Origin of the sequence: Acidovorax sp. LjRoot129, from assembly GCF_964253765.1 — a bacterium.
Taxonomy (GTDB): Bacteria; Pseudomonadota; Gammaproteobacteria; order Burkholderiales; family Burkholderiaceae_C; genus Acidovorax.
In genome coordinates, this window is sequence record NZ_CAXUSE020000001.1 from 3,485,001 (window position 1) to 3,507,818 (window position 22,818).

Consider the following 22,818-nt stretch of genomic DNA (forward strand, 5'->3'; position numbering starts at 1 on the left):
ACCGCGCTACGCAGTTCGGTGATGGGGGCATAGTTAGTCTTCAGCATGTTGATCACAGCGTGCAATGTGTGACCCGAGTCTGCAAGGTCATCCACCAACAGGACCTTGCCTGCGATCTCGCCTTTGGGTGTTGTGATGAACCTCGCAATGTCCAAATGGCCTTGTACCGTCCCAGCCTCCGCACGGTAAGAACTGGTAGACATGATGGCCAGCGGCTTGTCGAAAATGCGGCTGAGAATGTCTCCGGGGCGCAAGCCGCCGCGAGCGAGGCACAGAATCGTGTCGAATTCCCACTCGGACTGATGCACCTTGAGCGCCAGCTTCTCAATCAGGCTGTGGTACTCGTCGTAGCTCACGTAAAGGTGCTTGCCGTCTTCAGTCAACATGAAATAGCTCCTGCTTATATAAGAGACTCGTGTCGTCAGATCAGTCGGCAACGTAAGGGTGGCGCATCATGATCGTGTGATCCCGATCCGGGCTGGTCGAAATCATGGCGATCGGCACACCAGTGACCTGCTCGATGCGCTCCAGATAGTTGCGCGCGCTCTGAGGGAGCTTGGAATAGTCCGTGACGCCCACAGTGGATTGACTCCAACCGGGCAGTGCCTCGTAGATCGGAGTGCAGCGGGCGATGTCTTCAGCTCCCATGGGCAGCAGGTCAATGTGCTCACCGTCGAGTTCGTAGCCAGTGCACAGCAGCAGTTCTTCCAGACCGTCGAGCACGTCAAGTTTAGTGATACACAAGCCCGAAAGACCATTGACCTGGGCGCTGCGCTTGAGCAGTGCCGCGTCAAACCAGCCGCAGCGGCGGCTGCGCCCCGTGGTTACGCCCTTTTCAGCGCCCACGGTGCTCATGTGATAACCAGGCGTACCGGGGACTTCCCAATCCAGTTCGGTAGGGAAAGGTCCTCCACCAACACGCGTGCAATAGGCTTTTGTAATCCCAAGGATGTAGTGCAGCATTCCTGGGCCCACGCCCGAACCTGCTGCTGCGTTGCCTGCCACGCAGTTGCTTGATGTAACGTACGGGTAGGTACCATGGTCTACGTCGAGCAAGGTGCCCTGCGCACCTTCAAACAGCAGATTGGCACCTGCGCGATTCGCTTCGTTCAACTCGCGAGAGACATCCGCCATCATGGGCTTGAGCAACTCAGCGTGGCGCATGGCCTCTGCATACACGATGTCAAATTGCACCTTGCCGTCCTGGATGTACTGCTTCAGACCGTCTCCAAAGACGAATGAGGCCGAACCGAGGTACGTAGTGAGTACGTGGTTGTGCAAATCAAGCAACTCGCGCAACTTGGCGGCGAAGCGCTCGGGGTATTTCAGATCCTGCACACGCAGCGCGCGGCGTGCAACTTTGTCCTCGTAGGCCGGGCCGATACCACGGCCTGTCGTGCCGATTTTTTCAGTCCCGCCTTGTTCACGCGCCGCTTCCCGCGCAACATCGATTGCGGCGTGGAAAGGCAAAATCAGCGGGCACGCCTCGCTGATGCGCAGGCGCGAGCGCACCTCAACCCCCGCCTTCTCAAGGCCTTCAATTTCTTCGAAGAGCTTGGCCGCCGACAAGACCACGCCGTTGCCGATGTAGCACTTCACACCGGGGCGCATGATGCCGCTGGGGATCAGATGCAGCGCAGTTTTCACGCCGTTGATCACCAGTGTGTGACCCGCGTTGTGGCCCCCTTGGAAGCGCACGACGCCCTGAGCGCTCTCGGTCAGCCAATCGACCAACTTGCCTTTGCCCTCGTCGCCCCACTGCGTTCCGACCACTACTACGTTGCGACCTTTGGTTGCTTTCATCTCAAACCCACTTCAATATTCAATTGCTTAAACAGCCTGCACGACCCACCGGTCCGCAACCCGCACTAGTTCCCGGTCGCAGTGAAACTCGTCCACTTCGCTCTCATGCCCCGGCAATACACACACGACGGTCTCCCCTGCTGCGCGCAACTGCGCGATGGCCGCGTTGACGTCAGAAGCTTCGCCCCATGGCGCCCGAATAGCGGCTTTCAACGCGCGGGGCAACACCACGCTTACTACTTGCTTGATGTCCAGGCTGAAACCCGCAGCCGGGCGATTGCGGCCGAATACGGCGCCAACTTCGTCATAACGCCCACCCCGCACCAGCGCATCACTTGCGTTGGGAGCATAGATTGCAAAGCGCGCGCCGCTGTAGTACGCGTAGCCGCGCAAGTCAGCCAAGTCGAAGGTAACAGTGGCCCCATCAAGACGAGATGCCAGCCACTTCAAATTTGATAGCAGACGAGGCACATCAGAAAAGCGCTGGAGCACTTTTTCCGCCTCAACCAACACACTCTGATCTCCATACAGGTGCGGCAATGCCATAAGGCCTTCGCGCGAATCCCGCGGGAAATCGCGGGTCAGCACCGCCAACTCGCCCGTGTCTTTGGCTGCCAGTGCCGCATGGATCGCTGCGAGCACTTGGGCATCCGGCGCTACACCTCGCAGCAGGCTGCCCACGACCCGCACGTCCGCCAGATCGACCGTCGTATCTTGAACATCTGCTACGCGCAGGCACTCACGAGCCAGCTGCAACGCTTCGAGGTCGGCTTCAAGCCCCGCGTGTCCATAGATTTCTGCACCGAACTGCAGTGGCTCGCGGGTGGCATGGGGCCTGTCAGGGCGCGTGTGTAAGACCGGGCCGCAATAACACAGGCGCGTAATACCTTGGCGGTTGAGCAAATGTGCGTCAATGCGAGCAACCTGGGGAGTCGTGTCCGCCCGCAGCCCCATGGACCGGCCGGACAATTGATCTACAAGTTTGAACGTTTGCAGATCCAGCGCTTCGCCCGTGCCCGTCAGCAAGGATTCAAGATGCTCCAACAACGGCGGCATGACCAGTTCATAGCCATAACAACGGGCTGTATCAAGCAGCCCGCGACGCAATTCTTCGATGTGCCGCGCTTCGGACGGCAAGACATCGGCAATGTGATCCGGCAGGACCCAAGCAGACATGGAGAAAAGGGGAGGCTGTTAAAACCGCGATTCTACCGGGAGCCGAGAAGGGCCCCGACAGACATCCTGCTGAACACGATAGAAGGGAGTCAGAACCAGAACATTGCCAAACCAGCCAAGATGGCCAACAGGGCAAAGAAACGGATCTGACCGTCCTGCAATTGCGCGATCTGGCCGACCGCCCGCCGCCAGGCTTGCGGCGAAAGAAAAGGCAACAATCCTTCGATCACAAGGACCAGCGCAAGCGCTGCCCACAGGCTCTCAGAACTCACGAATGGGCAGACGACAGCAAGCGCAAGGGCAGTCCGACAAGATTACTTACGGGCAGCAGCAGGCGCAGCCGCCGACGTTCCACCGCGGAAGGTCTTGAAGAACTCCGAGGACGACGGATCCAGCACCATCACATCGCTCTTCTTATTGAAGCTCAGCTTGTAAGCCTCCAAGCTCCGATAAAACTGCGCAAACTGGGGATCACGGCCAAACGCCTCGGCATAAATTCGCGCTGCTTCAGCGTCTCCCTCGCCCTTGATCTTTTGTGCATCGCGGTACGCATTTGCAATTGTGATTTCACGCTGGCGGTCTGCATCCGCGCGGATTTTTTCACCCTCGGCGGCGCCTGTAGAACGCAGCTCGTTGGCTACGCGCTTGCGCTCGGCCTCCATACGGCGATAGACAGATTCGGTGATGGCTTCAACGTAGTCGACCCGGGTGATTCGCACATCCACGACGTCTACGCCCCAAGGCTTGGCACCACGAACTGTTTCCAGGACCTCGCGCTTGACGTCGGCCATCAGCGCTTCGCGCTTGAGGGACAGCAGGTCTTTCACCGTACGCTTGTTGATCTCTTCCTGGAACGCATTGCGCACCACGCGATTGAGCTGCATTGCGCCAGAACTTTCATCAAGCCCCACATTGCGGATGTACTCGGTGGGCTCCGAAATGCGCCAGCGCACGTACCAGTCGATTACGACGCGCTGCTTTTCCGCTGTCAGCATCGGCTCGGTGTCACTGCTGTCCAGTGTCAAGAGACGCTTGTCGATGTACGACACATTCTGAAAGGGCGGAGGCAACTTGAAGTTGAGCCCCGGCTCGGTGATGACTTCTTTGATCTGGCCTAGCGCATACAACACACCAAACTGCCGCTGGTCCACCACGAAAAGCATGGAGCTCATGAGGGCAAGCACCACCAGCAGGGTGGTTGCAATAAATCCAACTCTGTTCACGAGCAGCTCCTAGCGAGATTCACGATCACGGGTGCGACTGCTGTCGCGCGCCCGAGGGTCATTCGAAAAGGTGGACGGGGGCACAGCGGCCGGAGGAGCCACCGGTGTCGCGGGGCTCGCAGCCGCCGCGTCCTGCGAGCCGCTGGCCACGCTCTGCATGATTTTGTCGAGCGGTAGATAAAGCAGATTGGAACCTTGGCGTGACTCCACCAAGACCTTGGTCACGCTGCCGTAGATCTGTTGCATGGCTTCCAGGTACATGCGATCACGCGTGACTTGCGGCGCTTTTTGGTATTCCGCCAAAACGGACGTGAAGCGCTGTGTATCACCCTGTGCCTGCGCCACGATGCGGGCTTTATAAGCAGCCGCTTCCTCGTTCAACCGCGATGCAGAACCAACGGCGCGCGGAATCACGTCGTTGGCATACGCCTGGGCTTCGTTTTTGGCGCGTTCCCGCTCTTGCCCTGCTTTCAAAACGTCGTCAAACGACGCTTGTACTTGTTCGGGCGGCCGAACGCCTCCCTGCTGCAGGTTGATGCCGACCACCTCAACGCCTACCTTGTACCGATCAAGGATCGTTTGCATGAGTGCGCGTACCCGCGGCGCAATCTGGTCGCGCTCCTCGGCCAATGCCGTGTCCATACGCATCTTGCCTACAACCTCACGCACCGCCGTTTCAGCGGCCTGCACCACGGCGTCCGAGGGATTTTTGCTCTCGAACAGCCAAGCACGGGCGTCGCTCAAGCGGTATTGCACGGCAAACTTGATTTCGACGATGTTCTCGTCTTCCGTGAGCATTGCAGACTCGCGCAAGCCCGTGCTCTTGATGACGGTATCGCGTCCCACATCCGCAGACCGGATCTGCGTGACAAAAACCAATTCGTGGCGCTCGATGGGATAAGGCAGGCGCCAGTTGAAGCCCGCCCCTACCGTGCTCTTGTACTTCCCGAACTGGGTAATAACGGCTTGCTGGCCTTCCTGCACGATGAAGAAACCCGTCCCCATCCAGATGACAAAGGCGATCCCAGCAATCAAACCAACACCCACACCAGCGCTCTTCATGTCTGGCTGAAAGCCGCCGCCCGAACCGCCGCCGGAACCACGGCCTCCGCCATTTTTTCCGCCAAATAGCCCACCCAGTTTTCGATTGAGATCGCGCCAGAGCTCGTCGAGATCGGGGGGCTGGCCGTTGTTGGGACGCTGGTCGCCTCCTCTGTTGCCAGACGGCTGACTCGCTGGCCGGTCATCAGGCCGGACAGTGTCATCGGGTTTATTGTCGTCACCACGCCCCCATCGAGGGTCGTTCAGATTGAACATGCCCCGTACACGGTCTGGCAGCGAAGCCCAGCGTAGGGTGCGTTTTTGAAAAGTCATACGCAAAGTCTCTGGTTCTCTGGTGGCGTTGGTAATGCCGGCATTGTGCCCAATCAGGCCAAATCCCCTGGCAATTCAATGGCGGCATCAGGGGTCATGTTTTCCTGCGCGGCAGCGACGACTGTGGACGCAAGCGAACCGCGAAGTGCATCCAAGCCTTCGCCGGACCGTGCACTCACAAACAGCCGCGGAAGCATCTGCCCGTCCACGTCATAGTGATCCTGCAGAACCGACGGGCGCTGCTCGGGCGCCAGTGAATCGAGCTTATTGAAGATCAGTATCTGGGGAACGTCAGCCGCACCGATCTCGTGCAGTACTTTCTGCACTTGGGCCATCTGCTCCGGAAAACCGGGATTGGAAGCATCGACAATGTGTAGCAGCAGGTCGGCATCCACAGCTTCCTGCAACGTGGCCTGGAAGGCATCCACCAAGCCATGCGGTAGATCGCGAATAAAACCCACTGTGTCCGACAGCGACACGGATCGCCCGGCATCACCCAAATACAGCTGCCGCGTTGTCGTATCGAGCGTCGCAAAGAGCTGGTCGGCTGCATAGGCTCGCGCCTTCACCAACGCATTGAAAAGCGTGGACTTCCCTGCGTTGGTATACCCCACCAGAGAGATATTGAAGGTCTCTCGCCGCTCCCGCTGCCTGCGCTGGGTGGACCTTTGACGCTTGACCTTTACGAGGCGCTCGCGCGTCCGTTTGATGGCGTCGCTGATCATCCGGCGATCCAGCTCAATCTGCTTTTCGCCAGGACCGCCACGGGCACCGATGCCCCCGGTTTGACGCTCCAAATGGGACCAGCGTCGAACCAGCCGGGTGCTTAAATAATGAAGCCGAGCAAGCTCCACCTGGAGCTTGCCCTCATGGCTGCGCGCGCGCTGCGCAAAGATCTCAAGGATCAGAAGGGTACGGTCATTGACCGGAAGCTCAAGATGACGCTCAAGGTTGCGCTGCTGCGCAGGGCTCAGCGACTGGTCAAAAAGAACCTCGGAGGCGCCATGCATTTGCGCCAGGGTTCGTATCTCGTCGGCCTTGCCGCTGCCCACAAAAAGCGCTGCATCGGGCGCCTTGCGCTTGCAAGTCATCCTCGCCACGGGATTCATACCCGCAGTTTGCGACAGCAAGCCCAACTCCTCGAGATCACCGTCAAAATGGGGAAGACCAAAGTCTACCCCCACGAGCAGCACGGGTGTGCCACCCGGCGGAGAAGAGGTCGTCGAACTACTCAAGGCAGAGGGTCCTCTCGCGCCGTAGGGGCAAGAAGCAGCAATCAGATCGGAGTAACAACTCAGGCGTTATTGCTGTCCGCATCCGGGGTTTCGGCAGTAGAAAAGTTGACTGCGCGACCCGGCACGATGGTGGAGATTGCGTGCTTGTAGACCATTTGGGTGACCGTATTGCGCAGCAACACCACATACTGGTCGAAAGATTCGATTTGCCCCTGGAGTTTTATGCCGTTTACCAAATAAATGGAAACCGGCACATGCTCCCGACGCAGGGCGTTCAGGAAAGGGTCTTGCAAAAGCTGGCCTTTATTGCTCACGATATTCTCCGTGTTCAAAGATGTTGTTGTAAACCAGCACCTTACCACACGAAAAGAGCCGCGCCATCCGTGCAGCGCATGGCCCTTTCACACCCCGGCCTTTCAATCAGGCATCATCCCTATCCGCGAAGGGATTGTGGGAAGTTTTCATCTCGATGCGCAGAGGAGTGCCGACCAAATCGAACTCTTTGCGAAAGCGCCCTTCCAGGAAACGCTTATAGGCGTCCGTCACATGTTCCAGAGAATTTCCATGAATAACGATCACCGGCGGGTTCATGCCACCCTGGTGCGCATACCGCATCTTGGGGCGGAACATCCCCGCGCGCTTCGGACTTTGGAACTGTACAGCCTCCAACAAGAGGCGAGTGAGTACAGGCGTGGACATCTTGCAGGTCGCTGACTTGTGCGCTTGAGCAATTGACGCCCATAGAGGGCCCAATCCCTGGCGCTTCTTCGCCGAAATGAAGTGCATTGCAGCAAACTTCAGGAAGGCCAGCCGGGTCTCAATGGAACGCTCCAAAAGCTGGCGCTGATAGTCGTCTACCGCATCCCACTTGTTTACCGCTAGCACTACCGCGCGACCGCTCTCCAGGATATAGCCTGCGATGTGAGCATCCTGGTCGGTGACACCCTGCGTGGCATCGAGGAGGAGCAGCACCACATTCGCAGACTCAATAGCCTGCAGCGTCTTGACCACCGAAAATTTCTCGATGGCTTCGAAGACTTTGCCTTTGCGTCGCAAACCGGCGGTATCTACCAATTCAAAGCGCTGTCCATTGCGCTCGAAAGGCACGGTAATCGCGTCGCGGGTCGTTCCAGGCATGTCGAAGGCGACCAACCGTTCCTCACCCAGCCACGTATTGATCAGTGTTGACTTGCCGACGTTTGGCCGCCCCGCCACCGCCAGCTTGATCACGCTCTTGTCTACTTCGGCATCTGCATCGTCGGGATCGGGCAGCTGCAAAGGCTCGAGCGCCACGTCCACAAGGCCACGGATACCTTGGCCGTGCGCCGCCGAGACCGGGAAGACCTCGCCGAGGCCCAACTCATAAAACTCGGCGAGCTGCACACCTTCCAGCATGCCCTCGGCCTTGTTCGCCACCAGCACGCACGGCTTGCTCAGCCTGCGCAAGTATTTGGCAATGTCATGGTCCTGCGCAGAAACACCCGCCCGCGCGTCCACGACAAAAACGACTACGTCCGCTTCGGCGACCGCCTGCTGGGTCTGCTTCGCCATTTCACGATAAATGCCGCTGGCTGCGTCAGGCTCGAAACCTCCAGTGTCGATGACGATGTACTCGTGCTTGCCCTGCTTGCCATTGCCATAGTGCCGATCTCGTGTCAGCCCTGCAAAGTCAGCAACGATGGCATCACGCGACTTGGTGAGACGATTGAAAAGCGTCGATTTACCGACGTTCGGACGCCCCACGAGGGCGATAACTGGCTTCATTGAATACGACCGATCAATCAATCAGGACGGAATCCGTAGACCCCACCATTGCGCGTCACTACGACCAGCGTATCTGCCGCCACGACTGGCGCTGCGGCAATGCCAGACCCGTCCGTGGCAACACGATTGAGCGGCGTACCGTCCGCACGGGAGAGCAAATGCACCAAGCCGCTTTCGTCGCCGACAACCACCGACCGGCCCAAGAGCAGCGGTGCAGTCAGTCTGCGGTGCTTGAGCCTGTCGGTAGCCCACAGACGCGACCCGTCGCTGCGGCGCCATGCGATCACAGAACCATTGCTTTCAGAACCGAATACTGCATCACCATCGCCGTGTACGCCCTCAGCCCCACTGGCAGGTTGTGTCCAGACCGTCGATCCCCGGGCAGCGTTCACACAGCCCACCGCAGCTTGGAAGGCTCGAGCACAAACGCTATCGCCGATGCGGGTCGCGCGCCCCACCAGTTCCACCAAGCGCTCTACATCATTGGTACCACGCGAGCTGCCCAGCGGAGCCTCCCATCGAACGCTTCCATTGTCGGGATTCAGGCCCACCATACGTCCGGAAAATCCGACCACCAGGGTATCGCCAACAGCCAGCATCAAGCCAGCCTGACGCAAAACCAGCGCTTCACCTGGCCGTTGCTGATTCCAGAGCCTGCGGCCTGTGGCGCCGTCATAAGCAGCAACGGACCGATCGGCGGACAGTACAAAGACACGACCGCCCGCCACCAGCGGCGGAGTGAACACCTGAGCCGCCAACGGCTGGCGCCAACGCTCGCGCCCAGATTCCAGCAGAATCAGCGCGTTGGTACGGGAAACCACAGCGGCAGACTTGCCGTCGCTTCCGACACCTGCAGACAAAGGCTCACCCAGCGCGGTGCGCCACACATCTCCGCCCGTGCGCGCATCCACAGCCGCCACGACACCATCGGCCGAGGCCAGGGTGACTACGTTGCCAGCTGTGTGAATGTCCAGAGGCATTCCGCTGACCGTGCCGATGCGGGCAGTCCATGCCTGACGCACGCCCAAAACGGCCACATTGGCCCCAAGGTCTCCAGGGACCGGCTTTGCACTGCCGCTGTTCCAAAGGGAGCATCCCGCCAAAGTGGCCAACAGCACCACGGATGACACGGCTCGCACGAAGGGCAGCCCACCTTGAAGGCTATTGCTGAGGTTGCGCACCATGATCACTTCGCCCCTTCCGAAGGCGCGGTGGTTGCCGCGATAACCACGCTCTGGGGCGCAACACCCAGCGCGCCCAATTTAATTTCAACAAGGCGGCGGTATTCAACGCCTTCCTCAAACGCTTTATAGGCCTTGGTGTACTCTGCAATCGCCTCTGCGCGCTTGTCCTGAAGCACCAGAATGTCGCCCTTGCGATCCGCAAAGACCGCTTCAAACTCGACAGGGGGACTACCAGCAAGCTGCTTGAGCGCGTCGTCGTAGTTCTTCTGATCCATCAGCACACTGGCAAGGCGCAGCTTGGCGAGTGCTTTGAGGCCGTCGTCGCGCGCATGCTCTGCCACCCAGCCAAGCGATTCCTTGGCAGCATCGGCATTGCCCGCGTCTACCGAAATTTTCGCCAACGTCAGCCCAGCTTGCGCAGCCTGCGTGGTGCCCGCGTACTTCGCTTTGAGGTCCCCAAAAGCTTGAGTTACTCGCGCTTGGTCTCCAGACCGTGCGGCTACATCCACTGCATCGAAAAGCGCTGCAGCTTGCCCCGCCTGACGGTTCTGCCAATACTGATAGCCGTTCCAGGCGGCTAACGAACCTGCGACCACAATCAGCACCGAGCTGATCAAGGTGCCCCAGGTATTCCAAAAATGCTTGAGTTGGTCAAGCTGTTCTTGTTCTTCAAGATCGAGGTGATTTGCCATGGCGTGTATTCGGTTTACCTTTTGGATTGTAGGGTGGGCGCCCAGTCGGAGACAGCATTGAGCGGATGCTCTGCCTGAGCCCCCCCTGCGCCGTCGCGAAGCGACTTGACCACGACCATGCCTCTGGAAAGTTCATCGTCGCCAAAGACGAGCGCGTAAGGTGCGCCGCTCGCGTCGGCCTTCTTGAACTGGGATTTCATGCTCCCCATGCCCTCCCCTCCTGCCGGGGTAGCGTGCATTTGCACACTCACTCCCAGCGCACGGAGGCGCTCTATCGTGCTCACCGCAGTGGGCAAAGCAGCGACATTGGGAATCACCGCATAAACGTCGGGTGCGAGCGCTGGCACCGCATGGGTTTGCTCTTTCAAAAGCTCGAGCACACGCTCCACACCCAGTGCCCACCCCACTGCGGGAGCGGGCTTGCCACCGATCTGCTCGATCAGGTAGTCATAGCGGCCGCCACCGCAGATCGTGCCCTGAGAGCCCAATTGATCCGTGACAAACTCAAACACTGTGAGGTTGTAGTAGTCCATGCCACGTACCAATCGGGGATTGACAGTCCAGGGAACTCCGTTGGCTGTGAGGATGGATTTGACCGCATCGAAGTGCGCAAGGGACTTCGCCCCCAGAAAATCGATCAGGCGAGGCGCAGTCTCTACCAAACCCTGCATAGCCGGGTTCTTGGTGTCGAGAATGCGCAGGGGATTGCTGTGCAAACGGCGCCGGGCCTCCTCATCAAGCACTGCAGCGTTCGCTTCAAAATAAGCAATCAACGCTGCGCGGTGGGCCTTGCGCTCGTCGGGCTCACCCAGGCTGTTGAGCTCCAGGCGCACGTGTTGCAGCCCCAGTTCTCGCCACAACGACTGAGCCAACAAAATCAATTCAGCATCGACTTCCGCGCCGGAGAAACCCAGAGCTTCAGCGCCGATCTGGTGGAACTGGCGATAGCGCCCGCGTTGTGGGCGCTCATGGCGAAACATCGGTCCCATGTAGTAGAGCCGTTTGCCTCCGTCATAAAGCAACGAGTGCTCCGCTACGGCGCGCACCACGCCGGCTGTCGCCTCAGGGCGTAAGGTCAGTTGCTCGCCATTGAGCCGATCCTCGAACGAATACATCTCTTTTTCGACGATGTCCGTCACCTCGCCAAGACCACGCACGAACAATGGAGTGGGTTCGACGATGGGGGTCCGGATGTTGCGATAGGCATAGCGCGCCATCAGGGCACGCACTTTCGCCTCGAGCCATTCCCACCGCGCAGACTCTGGCGGGAGGATGTCGTTCATGCCCTTCACGGCCACCAACTTTTCCGGCTTGGATGAAACAGCGCTTTTTTCGTTGCTCACAAATGTTCTTTTCTTGGATCTAGCGATAGGGCGGCATTGAGGTGCACTCCACGCGACTGCGTGAAGCACACGTCGTGCGATGTCAGCTCGCAGTCACCGCAGCGCCAAAGCGCTTCTCGATGTACTGCTCGACAATTTGATGGAATTCCGTGGCGATGTTGTCACCCCGCAGGGTCAGTGCCTTCTCGCCATCAATGAACACAGGAGCGGCCGGCGCCTCGCCCGTGCCCGGCAGGCTGATGCCGATGTCGGCGTGTTTGCTCTCGCCAGGACCATTCACGATGCATCCCATGACTGCCACACGCAAGCTCTCCACTCCGGGGTACCGCACGCGCCACACCGGCATCTGGGCACGCAGGAAGTCGTCAATTTGTTTGGCGAGCTCCTGAAAAGTCGTGCTGGTGGTGCGGCCGCATCCCGGGCATGCAGTGACGCTGGGCACAAAAACGCGCAGACCCAAGGCCTGCAGTATCTCGGACGCCACCACCACTTCTTGGGTGCGAGCTTCGCCGGGCTGGGGCGTTAGAGAGACGCGGATCGTGTCACCGATCCCTTCCTGCAACAGAACCGACAGGGCAGCAGCAGAGGCCACCGTGCCTTTGGTGCCCATCCCAGCTTCTGTAAGTCCCAGGTGCAATGCATAGTCGCATCGCCGGGCCAACTCGCGATACACCGAGATCAGGTCTTGCACGCCGCTCACCTTGCAAGACAGGATGATCTGATTCCCATCCAGGCCCATCTCTTCGGCTCGCCGGGCCGACTCGATCGCGGAAGTGATGAGTGCCTCGTACATGACTTGGCGTGCTTCCCAAGGAGAGGCGCGCCGGCTATTGACGTCCATGAGATCAGCCAACAATTCCTGGTCCAGACTGCCCCAGTTCACACCGATGCGCACAGCCTTGTCCCAGCGGATCGCCGCTTCGATCATCTGCCCAAATTGACGATCCCTCTTGTCGCCTTTGCCCACATTTCCTGGATTGATGCGATATTTCGAAAGCGCCTGCGCACAGTCCGGGAAGTCCGTCAGCAAGCGGTGGCCGTTGTAATGGAAGTCACCCACCAGCGGCACGCTCTCACCCATGCGGTCCAGCTGTTCCCGGATGTAGGGCACCGCCGCAGCAGCCTCCGGGGTATTGACGGTAATGCGAACAAACTCGGAGCCCGCTTGTGCCAACTCCTTGACCTGGATGGCCGTACCAATCGCGTCCACTGTGTCCGTGTTGGTCATGGACTGCACGCGCACCGGCGCATCGCCACCGACTGTCACGATCCGCGAACCCCAAACCACCTTGGCCTGACGGGAGCGCCGGGGCAGAGGCGAGGCCACCGCTACGGGCCCGAATTCAACTGGAAGCTTTTGCACTATTTCACCTCGAAGCGGGCGACGTTCTCGCGCGACACGCCCGCCAAATCAAAAGGTTTGCCGCGCACGAACACTTCGGTGGCGTCCGCCCGCCCCACCACCACAGCCAGCGGCGCCGGGGCGTTGACGGAGACGGACTCGTCCGCGGCGAGATTCCGCTGCAGCACCACGGTACCGGACGCATCCTTGACCTGCACCCATGACTGGCTTCGCGCACGCAATACCAACGTGCCTGATGTGGCCGCCGCGGCATTGGTTGCTTCGCTTGCTGCACCCAAGGGCGAAGCGGCTTGCGCAGCTACGACATCGGCCGCAGGTCCCGCAAGCTTCGTAGCTGACTGAAGTGAAGGAGCATCCTTGCCCGCGACTGAATCATTCGAATTGGCACGAAGTGCCTCAGGCACAGGGGCCTGCGTTGGCGTCTGCGGTGCCATTGCCACTGGCTCGGCGGTATCGCCCGACGTAGAGGCGACCCGGGCGGACGGGATGAAGGATCCGCCCTGCTCGCGTGGGAAGAAAAAGACGACCAACGCTCCGGCCAACAACGCCAACACCACAACCGTCACAGAGCGTGAGGTGGAGCCCGTCGAGAAGGATGCGGACGACCCCGAGGACTTGCCCGCGCCGACCTTGACCGGAGCATTAAGCCCCGCACTGTCTGCAGACAAGCGCGGGCTGTGGCTTTGCGGCAGCAGGGAGAGAATGGGTGCCGGATCCACCTTGAGCGTCCGGCAGACACTTGATGCCAGGGCCCTCACGAAGACCGTATCGGGCAGCGCTGCGTAGTTGTCAGTTTCCAGCGCTTCAAGCTTGCTCACGGGTACTTTCAAGGCCACCGCCAACGCGGCAATGTGCATACCGGTCGCCTGACGCGCTTCCCGCAGCAGACCGCCCGCCGTAGCTACCCCTTCCACAACCTCACTCATTGAAAGCCCCGCGTTCGTATGCACCAAATTCCCGTGACTCCGGGAACCGCTTGCGCAACTGGTCTGCCAATTGCCTCATGGCGACGGAGTCGCCCAGAGCACGCTCCACCTTGATCCCCAACCACAACGATTCCGAATTGGCGAACTGTCCGTTGTTCAGCCGCCGGATGTAAAACTGCGCCCTGTTGAGCTCATTGCGACGCAGCAGCAGTGCAGCCAGGTGATATCCGACTACCGGATTGGCAGCGTCGAGCTCATACGCTTTGAGCAGCGACTGCTCGGCTTCCACAAACTGGCCAGCGCTTGACTGGCAAAGGCCACGCGCCATGAGGGTCTTGGCCCGCGCCGCATACGCAGGATTGGCCAGAGCACGCCCGAAATGCTGGTCCGCATCCGCAAACTTCTGTTGCTGACAAAGGAGCCATCCGTAGTTGTGGAGAAGGTTCGGATCCCCGCCGCGCAATGCAAGCGCACGACGGAAGCTGTCGTCCGCCTGGGCCAGATCGTTCAGCCGCATATAAATCAGCCCACGGAGGTTGAAAGCGTCCGCGTACGTTGGGTCTATCACCAACGCTTGCTTGACCTCGTCCAGGGCCACCGCAGTCTGGTTATTCTCGAAATAGTTGGACGCCAGCTCAAGCCGGATGCGCGCGCGCCGCCGCCCCTCGGGCTCATCAGAGGGCGTCACGATCCCTGCATTGGAATCAGTGACCGCAGCGCCAGGACTGGTAGAGCAGCCTTGAAGTGCCGCCATGCAGGCAGCAGCCCCACATGCCATGAGTGCCCAGCGGCCCCATTGCTGCCAGCTTCCAACCAAACCCACCATGTAGAGCCTCCTTAAGGTAACCCCAATGCTTGTTGATCAAGTCACCGGTTTGAGCACGATTGTGCGCTGCTTCGCCATACGCTCGGCAGCCCGCGTGCGGTCTTTGACGTCCCCTGCCAATTGGCCGCAGGCAGCGTCAATATCATCGCCGCGCGTCTTGCGCACCGTCGTGACAATACCCGCATCACTCAAGACTTTGGCAAAAGCCAACACTTGATTTTGTGGCGACCGCAGCAGCCCCGACGCGGGAAATGGATTGAAAGGAATCAGGTTGAACTTGCAGCGCACGCCAGCGCCCCGGGCTGGCCTGACCAACTCGATCAACTGCTGCGCATGCTCCAACTGGTCATTGACGCCATCCAACATGCAGTATTCAAACGTGATGAAGTCGCGCGGTGCGTGCGCCAGATAGCGGTTGCAAGCGTCCAGCAGTTCGTGGATTGGGTACTTGCGATTGAGCGGCACGAGGTTGTCCCGCAGCAGATCGTTCGGCGCGTGCAGTGATACCGCCAGCGCCACCGGGCAATCCAGCGACAAACGATCCATCATCGGGACGACGCCTGACGTTGACACAGTGACCCGTCGGCGCGACAGCCCGTAGCCGTGATCGTCCAGCATGGCACGCAGCGCGGGAACCAGCGCCGTGTAGTTCTGCAACGGCTCTCCCATCCCCATCATCACAACGTTGGAGATCACCCGCTCTTCCGAATTGAATCGTTTGCGCAAAGAGTGCTCAGCGAACCACAGCTGGGCAATGATCTCGCCGGTGGTCAGGTTTCTGCTGAACCCCTGGTGACCAGTCGAGCAAAAACGGCATCCGACGGCACAACCGGCTTGGGACGAGATACACAGCGTCCCACGATCTTCCTCAGGAATGAACACCGCCTCCACCGCATTGCCGTCACCCACGTCGAACAGCCACTTCACCGTGCCGTCCGAAGATATGTGCTCGGAAATCACCGGCAAAGCCTCGACGCGGGCGCAGCCCTTGAGCTTGTCGCGCAAGGCCTTGGCCAGATCGCTCATGGCATCAAATTGACTCGCTCCACGCTGATGAATCCAGCGAAAAAGCTGGGTAGCGCGAAACCGCTTCTCGCCCAGTTGCTCGCAAAAAGCCGCGAGCCCGTCGAGGTCAAATTCCAGAAGATTCGTGGTCATCGCGCCGACCTCCCATGAGGTCGGGCGCAGTGCTCCCCATGGCGCAGACATCCCGCAGCGGGAACAGGCATGGGGATCACCATATCAACGCGAGTAAACGTTCAGGCCAGGGAAGAAGAAAGCAACTTCCGCAGCAGCTGTTTCCGCGGCGTCAGAGCCATGCACTGCATTGGCATCGATGCTGTCTGCGAAGTCAGCGCGGATGGTGCCGGCTTCTGCCTTCTTGGGGTCCGTGGCGCCCATCAGTTCGCGGTTCTTGAGGATGGCGTTTTCGCCTTCCAGGGCCTGGATCATCACAGGGCCGGAGATCATGAAATCCACCAGGTCCTTGAAGAAAGGACGCTCTTTGTGCACGCCGTAGAACTGCTCGGCTTCCAGACGCGACAGGTGCACCATGCGGGCAGCCACAACCTTCAGGCCAGCGGCTTCAAAGCGGGCGTAGATCTGACCGATGACGTTCTTGGCCACTGCGTCAGGCTTGATGATGGAGAGAGTGCGTTCGATTGCCATGTTGAATTCCTGAATTAATGATGTTGCTGTGATTCGTTTGTCCAGCGGACAAAGCCCTCGATTCTAACCGGGGCTGCCGCAGGTCGATGTGTCAACGCCCACCGCGCCGAGGGCCACCGCCGCTGCTACCGCTGCCGCCGCCACCGGGACGGCGCTTGTCCTGGCGCTGGCGCGACAGACTGTCTGTGCCGATGTAGCCGACCGAAGTCTTCATCGGGTCAGGTTGCGAGCTGCTCCCCGAGTTACCGCCGCGGCCCCCCTGCCCCTGGCCGCCGCCCTCACGGCGCGGCTTTTGTCCGCGTGCAGGACCTTGCCCGCCAAACGCACCGGTAGGGGTGGGGAATCCGTCGCGGCGCGGGCCACCGTTGCCGCGGGAGGCATTGCGGCCGCCACGCTGGCGTTTGTCACCATTGCGGGCGCCAGCATCGCTGTTTGCGCCTGCAGGGCCCTCAGCACGCGGCGGCGCACCTTCTGACGCGCCAGCGTCGGCAGCCCGGACCAGCGCGCGGATATCACTGTCGTCAAGCTCCAGCCATGCCCCGCGCTTGAGACCGCGCGGCAACACCATGGCGCCGTAGCGGATACGAATCAGGCGGCTGACGGCATGGCCCACGGATTCCAGCATGCGGCGCACTTCACGGTTACGCCCTTCCGAAATCGTGACGCGGTACCAGCAGTTTGAACCCTCGCCGCCGCCCTCCTCAATGGAGCCAAAGGAGGCCATGCCATCGTCCAGGCGCACACCGTCCAGAAGCTTTTGCTTTTCTTCGTTGCTCAGCGCGCCCAGCACGCGCACGGCATACTCGCGCTCCAAACCGAAACGGGGGTGCATCAGCTTGTTGGCCAGCTCGCCAGAGCTCGTGAACAGCAGCAGCCCTTCGGTGTTCAGATCCAAACGCCCTACGGATTGCCACTTGCCCTGCATCAAACGCGGGAGCTTGCGGAACACGGTAGGCCGGTTCTGCGGATCGTCGTGGGTCACTACCTCACCGACAGGCTTGTGGTACGCAATCACGCGAGCCGGCGGTGGGTCGATGCGGAAACGAATGGGCTTTCCATTGACCTTGACCTGATCACCAAACTGGATGCGCTGACCAATGTGGGCGGGCTCGTTGTTTACCGAGATGCGCCCTTCCAAAATGAGCTGCTCCATCTCCAACCGCGACCCCAAGCCGGCCTGGGCCAGCACCTTGTGAAGCTTGGGGGTTTCTACCTGGGGCAACAACACGCGCTTGGGCGCGACTGCGTCTGCCGAACCCTCTTCCTCATCGAAGCGCCCCGACACCACATCGGCGAACTGGTACCCCTCTACGGCGAGCGGGCCGGGATTGCGCTGATTGCCGCGCGCTCCGCCGCCTTGGCGCGAAGGGGGTTGCCGACGGGAATCGCCGTGGTTTGGGCGCCCGTTCCGATTTTCCGACCTGCCGGCCTCTGCTGCTTCTGCCGGCGCCGCTGCAGCATCCGCCCCGACGGCTGCACCCGCATCGGCGGCCGCGTCAGGCCGAGCGAGGTCCACAGGCGGCGCCAAGAGCTCAGGCTGCGCAAGCGCTTGCAATTCAGGCGCAGCATCTGCCACGGCAATCGCCGGTGTCGCCTTCTTGCGGGGCGCACGTTTGGCCGTAGGCTTCTTGGCGGTCACGCCTGATTCTGCATCTGGCTCGGCAGGCATGTTTTCGGGGGTCGAATCGTTCATCAAGTATTTCCCTGGATACCGCCCTGGGTATCGGCATCGGCATCGTCATCGCGGAGACCAGTCTCCACATTCTCAAAAAAATCGTCTCTCACCGGCGTGGGCGGCGGCTCAGGTGCCGCTAGCGGTGCTGCGTCATCCTGGGCTGCCACCTCGGGCTCAGCCATCGCCAACTCAGGCTCAGGTTCTATGACCCCTTGCGCCGCAGCTGCCATGGCTTCCAGCACATTGGCATTTCCTGACGGATCGTCCAGGACCGGCAGTTGGTCCAGCGACTGCAGGCCCATGTCGTCCAGAAACTGCCGCGTGGTCGCAAACAGCGCCGGGCGCCCCACGGTCTCGCGGTGGCCAATCACCTCGACCCAGCCGCGATCCTCCAGCTGTTTGATGATCAGGCTGTTGACCGTCACCCCCCGGATGTCCTCAATATCGCCTCGCGTCACCGGCTGGCGATACGCAATGATCGCAAGCGTCTCCATGGTCGCTCGCGTATAGCGCGGCGGTTTTTCCGGGTGCAGTCGGTCCAGATACTCGCGCATCTCGGGGCGGCTCTGAAACCGCCAGCCCGTGGCCACCTGAACCAGTTCAACGCCGCGTTGCGTCCATTCCAGCTGCAATTCGTGCAGCAGCTGTTTGAGTGTGTCAGAGCCCAGCGCATCGTGAAACAGTACGCGCAGCTCGCGCAACGGTACCGGCTGCTGCGCGCAAATCAGCGCAGTTTCGAGGACCCGTTTGGCATCCACCGTATTCATGGTTTAGCGATTCCTGGAAAAAGTGCCACGCGCTACGGCGGTGTCACATCAACAGCAGGGAGCAATCAATAGCGCACTGTGCAAGGCGCCGCGCGACGCAAAGGCCCGGCGGGATTCCGTCTTCGGGCAGGGGCCAGTATGGCCATCAGGGCGCATTGTAGCCCAGGCCCCATAAAGCCAAGGCTTGGCGCATGTCCTGCGGCACGGGGGCCTGAAACTCCAGCGCCTGCCCCGTCACAGGATGGGCAAACGCCAGCCGGTAGGCGTGCAGCGCCTGGCGCTGCATGGCTTCCACGGGCGCGCCCCCATACAGGGTATCGCCCACCAGCGGGTGCTTCAGGGACGCCATGTGCACCCGGATCTGGTGCGTGCGCCCCGTGTGCAAGGTGCACTGCACCCAGCAGCCTTCATCCGAGCCCTCGAGCCAGCGAATGTCGGTGCGCGCCGCTTTTCCAGCATGAACCGAGAGGTCCACCACGGCCATGCGCAGGCGGTTGCGTGGATCCCGGCCGATCGGGGCATTCACTGTGCGGGTTTTTGGCCCGCTCCAGGCACCGTGCGCCAAAGCCACGTACTGGCGCTTGACGCTTCGCTCCGCAATCAGCGCAACCAGCGCATCCATCGTCGCGCGGTCGCGGGCCACGACCATGAGGCCACTGGTGTCCTTGTCGAGGCGGTGAACAATGCCCGCGCGCGGCACGGTCAGCGCCTTGTCGTCCCGGGCGAGCAAGCCATTGAGCAAAGTCCCGCTCCAGTTGCCCGGCGCCGGGTGCACGACCAGGCCCGCCGGCTTGTTCACCACCAGCAGGTGCGCATCCTCGTAGACCACATCAATGGCCATGGGCTCGGGCCGAAAAGCCTGGCTTTGCAGCGTCGGCCGCATCTCCAGCACGAGCTGGTCGCCTGCCTTCACCTTGGCGGCGGCCTTGATCGCGGGCTTTCCTTGAACACTGACTAGGCCTTGCGACAACAACTGCTGGAGGTAGCTCCGTGAGAACTCGGGCACCAGCTCTACCAGTGCCCGGTCCAGCCGTTCCCCGTGCTGGGCGACACCAACGGTCATCGTCCGAAATTCACTGCCGACATCATCGGCAAAGCCTTCCGGCTCGTCGACGAGCAGATCGTGGGTGCCCTCCGCTGATTCCGCAGGGGCCGTCCTACCGCTGGGCGGCGGATTCACCACGGCTTAGCGCGAAGGCAGATAGCGCGAGGGATCGACAGGCTTGCCCTGCCGGCGGATCTCGAAGTGCAGTTTCACGCGGTCCGCATCGGTATTGCCCATCTCGGCAATCTTCTGGCCCTTGCGCACCGCCTGGTCTTCCTTGACCAGGAGCGTCTGGTTGTGGGCGTAGGCCGTGAGGAAGGTGTTGTTGTGCTTCAGGATGACCAGATTGCCATAACCGCGCAGGCCCGCACCGGCATACACCACGCGTCCATCTGCCGCAGCCAGAACCGGGTCGCCGGCCTTGCCCGAGATGTCGTAGCCCTTGTTCCGGGCTTCGTCAAACCCGGCGATCAAAGAGCCCGGGGCGGGCCAGATAAAGGCCAACTCGTCATCGCCGCCCGCCGCGGCGGGTGCAGCCGGTGCCGCGGCCGGAACGGGTGCGGCGGCCACTGCCGGGCCCGAAGCTGCGGAAGCACCAGGCTTGGCCGCGCTGGCTGGTGGTACCGGCGTGCTGGCGGGCGCGGCTGGCGTGACGGAAGACGAGGTGACCGGGCGCGTGACCACGCCTGTATCGGAAGCCACAGCCGCGGAAGGCGGTGGAGTAGCCGTCACGCGCAGCACCTGGCCGACTTCGATCAGATTCGCGTTTTCAAGGTTGTTCCAGCGCGCGATGTCTTTCCAGCTCTGGCCGGTCTCCAAACCAATACGAATGAGGGTATCCCCGGGCTTGACCGTGTAATAGCCGGGCTTGCCTGCGTTTTCCACGCCGGGCAGCGGCTTGATGGGAGCACCCACCACCGCGCCGGGCTGAACAGCCGGTGCAGGTGCGGAGGACGAGGAGGTGCCCCGGTCTTCCACAGGAGCCTTGTTCAGCCGGGTGCCGCAACCGGTGAGCGCAAGCCCCGCCAGCGCCACGGTAAACCCAACCACAAGACCACGCGATACGAACATAAGCAATTCCCTTCAGGCAATCCCCGATTTTAGAGGGACAAAATGGACCGGCTCGAGCACGTTTTGTTTCAATCCGTGCGAGGTTTTGTCGATCACGAGCAACATCTGCTGCCCACCGGCCACCGCCATGGGGGCCACCAGGCGCCCTCCCACGGCCAGCTGGTCGCACCAGGCCTGCGGCAAAGCGTCACCCCCAGCGGCAGCAATGATGGCGGCGTAGGGCGCGCCCTTGGGATAACCCAGCATGCCGTCGCCAAAAAGCAGATGCACGTTGGCCAGGCGAAACGGCCGCAGGTTGCTGCGGGCCTTGTCGTGCAGACCGCGCAGGCGCTCCAGGGTGTAGACCTCCCGCGCCAGCTGACTCAAGACGGCCGCCTGGTAGCCGCAACCGGTGCCGATCTCCAGCACCCGCCCCAAGCCACCGGCGCGGGCACCCTCTGCGCCCAGCAACAGCTCGCACATGCGCGCAACCACACTCGGCTTGGAAATCGTTTGCCCCAGGCCAATGGGCAGGCTCGTGTCTTCATAGGCCTGGTTGACCAGCGCGCTGTCCACAAAGCGGTGGCGCTCCACTGCGCCCATGGCCTGCAGCACGGCGGGCGACGTGATGCCGCCAGCGGCCAGTTTTTGGACCATGCGTGTGCGCACCGCCACGGAATCGAGCCCGACGCCGGCCGGCGGCAAGGCACCGGGCCGATGGGCTGGCTGCGCGCTTTGTGCGGGCCTTGACGGCAATGGCGCCGCAGCGCCCGGCAGCCGCGCCGGGAACCCGGGGCGACGCTGCGTCATGCCGCGGGGGCGCCCTGCGCCCCCTCCACCCAACGCGAGGCGGTCTGCGCCCAGTAGCCCAGGTTGTCGTGGTCCGTGAGGTCCACCTTCAGCGGCGTGACGGACACATGGCCTTGCGCCGTGGCGTGGAAGTCGGTCCCTTCCGCGTCGTCCTTGGCGGCTCCGGCGCCGCCGATCCAGTACATGGCCTCGCCGCGCGGGCTCTCCTGCACGATCACCCGCTCGGCCGCATGGCGGCGGCCCAGGCGGCAGAGTTTGATCGACTTGAGCGCATTCAGGGGCAGGTTGGGGATGTTCACGTTGAGCAGCCACGGCGTCTCGGTCACCAGCTGCTGCGCCACCATCTGCGCGACCATCTCGCGTGCCTTGGCGGCTGCAGCCTCGATCTCGCCCCAGCCTTTGTCGACCTGAGAGAACGCGATGGCGGGGATGCCGAACAGATAGCCTTCCATCGCCGCACCCACGGTGCCTGAATAGATGGTGTCGTCGCCCATGTTGGCGCCGTTGTTGATGCCAGATACCACCAAATCAGGCCGATACCCCAGCAACCCGGTGAGGGCGATGTGCACACAGTCCGCTGGCGTGCCGTTCACGTACCGGAATCCGTTGTGCGCCTTGTGCACCGACAGCGGCGAATGCAGCGTGAGCGCGTTGGACTTGGCGCTGTTGTTGTGCTCGGGCGCGACCACCTCGACCTCCACGCCGTCGAGGGTTTTGAGCGCATCGTGCAGTGCCACGATGCCTGGAGCCTGGTAGCCGTCGTCGTTGGAGATCAGAATTTTCATGGGTTGCAGCAGGGAGTGCAACGGATTGTAGGTGGCCGTCCGTCTGCCCAACCTGGGCACAACGACAACGCCCACGCCATGCCGGCCGGTCGCTCGTGGGACATCGGGG

General features: G+C 61.3%; 23 protein-coding genes (1 of these 23 cut by a window edge). All 23 read right to left on the minus strand.

The window, feature by feature from the left end; translation table 11 throughout:
- On the minus strand, positions 1-386 hold the 5' portion of the coding sequence (locus ACSQ3Q_RS15985) for a phosphoribosyltransferase (RefSeq protein ID WP_436135331.1). The gene continues 139 nt to the left of window position 1, outside the view; 386 of the gene's 525 nt are visible here — the first part of the coding sequence; its start codon is at positions 384-386; its stop codon lies beyond the left edge, outside the window.
- 40 nt (positions 387-426) lie between these two features.
- Entirely contained in the window at positions 427-1,803 is a 1,377-nt protein-coding gene (locus tag ACSQ3Q_RS15990) for an adenylosuccinate synthase (RefSeq protein ID WP_436135332.1), read from the minus strand.
- Between the two features lie 27 nt (positions 1,804-1,830).
- Complete coding sequence (locus tag ACSQ3Q_RS15995) at positions 1,831-2,979, minus strand: ATP phosphoribosyltransferase regulatory subunit (protein WP_436135333.1); 1,149 nt, start codon at positions 2,977-2,979, stop codon at positions 1,831-1,833.
- 89 nt (positions 2,980-3,068) lie between these two features.
- Positions 3,069-3,251, minus strand: coding sequence for a DUF2065 domain-containing protein (locus ACSQ3Q_RS16000; protein WP_436135334.1), 183 nt, complete (start codon positions 3,249-3,251; stop codon positions 3,069-3,071).
- 42 nt (positions 3,252-3,293) lie between these two features.
- Positions 3,294-4,202: a protease modulator HflC gene (gene hflC / locus ACSQ3Q_RS16005; protein ID WP_436135335.1), complete on the minus strand. Its 909-nt coding sequence runs from the start codon at positions 4,200-4,202 to the stop codon at positions 3,294-3,296.
- Positions 4,203-4,211: 9 nt separating this feature from the next.
- The gene (hflK, locus tag ACSQ3Q_RS16010; RefSeq protein WP_436135336.1) at positions 4,212-5,576 is read right to left on the minus strand and encodes an FtsH protease activity modulator HflK; all 1,365 of its coding nucleotides are present in this window, start codon (positions 5,574-5,576) and stop codon (positions 4,212-4,214) included.
- A gap of 53 nt (positions 5,577-5,629) precedes the next feature.
- Positions 5,630-6,811 (minus strand): GTPase HflX, encoded by a 1,182-nt coding sequence (gene hflX / locus ACSQ3Q_RS16015; protein ID WP_436135337.1) that lies wholly within the window; start codon positions 6,809-6,811, stop codon positions 5,630-5,632.
- 59 nt (positions 6,812-6,870) lie between these two features.
- Positions 6,871-7,125 carry an RNA chaperone Hfq gene (gene hfq / locus ACSQ3Q_RS16020; RefSeq protein WP_436135338.1) on the minus strand — a complete coding sequence of 85 codons (255 nt, stop codon included), beginning with the start codon at positions 7,123-7,125 and terminating at the stop codon, positions 6,871-6,873.
- 106 nt (positions 7,126-7,231) lie between these two features.
- On the minus strand, positions 7,232-8,575 hold the full coding sequence (gene der / locus ACSQ3Q_RS16025; protein ID WP_436135339.1) for a ribosome biogenesis GTPase Der: 1,344 nt from the start codon (positions 8,573-8,575) through the stop codon (positions 7,232-7,234).
- Positions 8,576-8,592: 17 nt separating this feature from the next.
- Positions 8,593-9,759, minus strand: coding sequence for an outer membrane protein assembly factor BamB (gene bamB / locus ACSQ3Q_RS16030; protein WP_436135340.1), 1,167 nt, complete (start codon positions 9,757-9,759; stop codon positions 8,593-8,595).
- A gap of 2 nt (positions 9,760-9,761) precedes the next feature.
- Complete coding sequence (locus ACSQ3Q_RS16035; RefSeq protein WP_436135341.1) at positions 9,762-10,451, minus strand: YfgM family protein; 690 nt, start codon at positions 10,449-10,451, stop codon at positions 9,762-9,764.
- Between the two features lie 14 nt (positions 10,452-10,465).
- Positions 10,466-11,734: a histidine--tRNA ligase gene (gene hisS, locus ACSQ3Q_RS16040; protein WP_436137013.1), complete on the minus strand. Its 1,269-nt coding sequence runs from the start codon at positions 11,732-11,734 to the stop codon at positions 10,466-10,468.
- 142 nt (positions 11,735-11,876) lie between these two features.
- Entirely contained in the window at positions 11,877-13,157 is a 1,281-nt protein-coding gene (gene ispG, locus ACSQ3Q_RS16045; RefSeq protein WP_436135342.1) for a flavodoxin-dependent (E)-4-hydroxy-3-methylbut-2-enyl-diphosphate synthase, read from the minus strand.
- On the minus strand, positions 13,157-14,083 hold the full coding sequence (locus tag ACSQ3Q_RS16050; RefSeq protein ID WP_436135343.1) for a helix-turn-helix domain-containing protein: 927 nt from the start codon (positions 14,081-14,083) through the stop codon (positions 13,157-13,159). Before ACSQ3Q_RS16050 ends, ispG begins: the two co-directional genes overlap by 1 nt.
- On the minus strand, positions 14,076-14,909 hold the full coding sequence (gene pilW, locus ACSQ3Q_RS16055) for a type IV pilus biogenesis/stability protein PilW (protein ID WP_436135344.1): 834 nt from the start codon (positions 14,907-14,909) through the stop codon (positions 14,076-14,078). Before pilW ends, ACSQ3Q_RS16050 begins: the two co-directional genes overlap by 8 nt.
- Positions 14,910-14,945: 36 nt before the next feature.
- Positions 14,946-16,067, minus strand: a complete 1,122-nt coding sequence (gene rlmN / locus ACSQ3Q_RS16060) for a 23S rRNA (adenine(2503)-C(2))-methyltransferase RlmN (RefSeq protein ID WP_436135345.1) — start codon at positions 16,065-16,067, stop codon at positions 14,946-14,948.
- Positions 16,068-16,151: 84 nt separating this feature from the next.
- Complete coding sequence (ndk, locus tag ACSQ3Q_RS16065; RefSeq protein WP_056173919.1) at positions 16,152-16,577, minus strand: nucleoside-diphosphate kinase; 426 nt, start codon at positions 16,575-16,577, stop codon at positions 16,152-16,154.
- Between the two features lie 91 nt (positions 16,578-16,668).
- Positions 16,669-18,270 carry a pseudouridine synthase gene (locus tag ACSQ3Q_RS16070; RefSeq protein WP_436135346.1) on the minus strand — a complete coding sequence of 534 codons (1,602 nt, stop codon included), beginning with the start codon at positions 18,268-18,270 and terminating at the stop codon, positions 16,669-16,671.
- Complete coding sequence (scpB, locus tag ACSQ3Q_RS16075) at positions 18,270-19,019, minus strand: SMC-Scp complex subunit ScpB (protein ID WP_436135347.1); 750 nt, start codon at positions 19,017-19,019, stop codon at positions 18,270-18,272. The genes ACSQ3Q_RS16070 and scpB overlap by 1 nt, the downstream gene beginning before the upstream one ends.
- Positions 19,020-19,164: 145 nt before the next feature.
- Positions 19,165-20,082: an RluA family pseudouridine synthase gene (locus tag ACSQ3Q_RS16080; protein ID WP_436135348.1), complete on the minus strand. Its 918-nt coding sequence runs from the start codon at positions 20,080-20,082 to the stop codon at positions 19,165-19,167.
- A 123-nt stretch (positions 20,083-20,205) separates the two neighbouring features.
- Positions 20,206-21,135, minus strand: a complete 930-nt coding sequence (locus ACSQ3Q_RS16085; protein ID WP_436135349.1) for a peptidoglycan DD-metalloendopeptidase family protein — start codon at positions 21,133-21,135, stop codon at positions 20,206-20,208.
- A gap of 12 nt (positions 21,136-21,147) precedes the next feature.
- Complete coding sequence (locus tag ACSQ3Q_RS16090; protein ID WP_436135350.1) at positions 21,148-21,924, minus strand: protein-L-isoaspartate(D-aspartate) O-methyltransferase; 777 nt, start codon at positions 21,922-21,924, stop codon at positions 21,148-21,150.
- Entirely contained in the window at positions 21,921-22,709 is a 789-nt protein-coding gene (gene surE, locus ACSQ3Q_RS16095; RefSeq protein ID WP_436135351.1) for a 5'/3'-nucleotidase SurE, read from the minus strand. The genes ACSQ3Q_RS16090 and surE overlap by 4 nt, the downstream gene beginning before the upstream one ends.
- Positions 22,710-22,818 lie beyond the last annotated feature (109 nt).

What these genes read in the sequence shown, in the direction of transcription:
- ACSQ3Q_RS15990 (WP_436135332.1), bottom strand. Translation starts at nt 1,803, where the DNA reads ATGAAAGCAACCAAAGGTCGCAACGTAGTAGTGGTCGGAACGCAGTGG.
- ACSQ3Q_RS15995 (WP_436135333.1), bottom strand. Translation starts at nt 2,979, where the DNA reads ATGTCTGCTTGGGTCCTGCCGGATCACATTGCCGATGTCTTGCCGTCC.
- hflK (WP_436135336.1), bottom strand. Translation starts at nt 5,576, where the DNA reads ATGACTTTTCAAAAACGCACCCTACGCTGGGCTTCGCTGCCAGACCGT.
- der (WP_436135339.1), bottom strand. Translation starts at nt 8,575, where the DNA reads ATGAAGCCAGTTATCGCCCTCGTGGGGCGTCCGAACGTCGGTAAATCG.
- bamB (WP_436135340.1), bottom strand. Translation starts at nt 9,759, where the DNA reads ATGGTGCGCAACCTCAGCAATAGCCTTCAAGGTGGGCTGCCCTTCGTG.
- ACSQ3Q_RS16035 (WP_436135341.1), bottom strand. Translation starts at nt 10,451, where the DNA reads ATGGCAAATCACCTCGATCTTGAAGAACAAGAACAGCTTGACCAACTC.
- hisS (WP_436137013.1), bottom strand. Translation starts at nt 11,734, where the DNA reads ATGAACGACATCCTCCCGCCAGAGTCTGCGCGGTGGGAATGGCTCGAG.
- ACSQ3Q_RS16050 (WP_436135343.1), bottom strand. Translation starts at nt 14,083, where the DNA reads ATGAGTGAGGTTGTGGAAGGGGTAGCTACGGCGGGCGGTCTGCTGCGG.
- pilW (WP_436135344.1), bottom strand. Translation starts at nt 14,909, where the DNA reads ATGGTGGGTTTGGTTGGAAGCTGGCAGCAATGGGGCCGCTGGGCACTC.
- rlmN (WP_436135345.1), bottom strand. Translation starts at nt 16,067, where the DNA reads ATGACCACGAATCTTCTGGAATTTGACCTCGACGGGCTCGCGGCTTTT.
- ndk (WP_056173919.1), bottom strand. Translation starts at nt 16,577, where the DNA reads ATGGCAATCGAACGCACTCTCTCCATCATCAAGCCTGACGCAGTGGCC.
- ACSQ3Q_RS16070 (WP_436135346.1), bottom strand. Translation starts at nt 18,270, where the DNA reads ATGAACGATTCGACCCCCGAAAACATGCCTGCCGAGCCAGATGCAGAA.
- scpB (WP_436135347.1), bottom strand. Translation starts at nt 19,019, where the DNA reads ATGAATACGGTGGATGCCAAACGGGTCCTCGAAACTGCGCTGATTTGC.
- ACSQ3Q_RS16080 (WP_436135348.1), bottom strand. Translation starts at nt 20,082, where the DNA reads ATGACCGTTGGTGTCGCCCAGCACGGGGAACGGCTGGACCGGGCACTG.
- ACSQ3Q_RS16085 (WP_436135349.1), bottom strand. Translation starts at nt 21,135, where the DNA reads ATGTTCGTATCGCGTGGTCTTGTGGTTGGGTTTACCGTGGCGCTGGCG.
- ACSQ3Q_RS16090 (WP_436135350.1), bottom strand. Translation starts at nt 21,924, where the DNA reads ATGACGCAGCGTCGCCCCGGGTTCCCGGCGCGGCTGCCGGGCGCTGCG.
- surE (WP_436135351.1), bottom strand. Translation starts at nt 22,709, where the DNA reads ATGAAAATTCTGATCTCCAACGACGACGGCTACCAGGCTCCAGGCATC.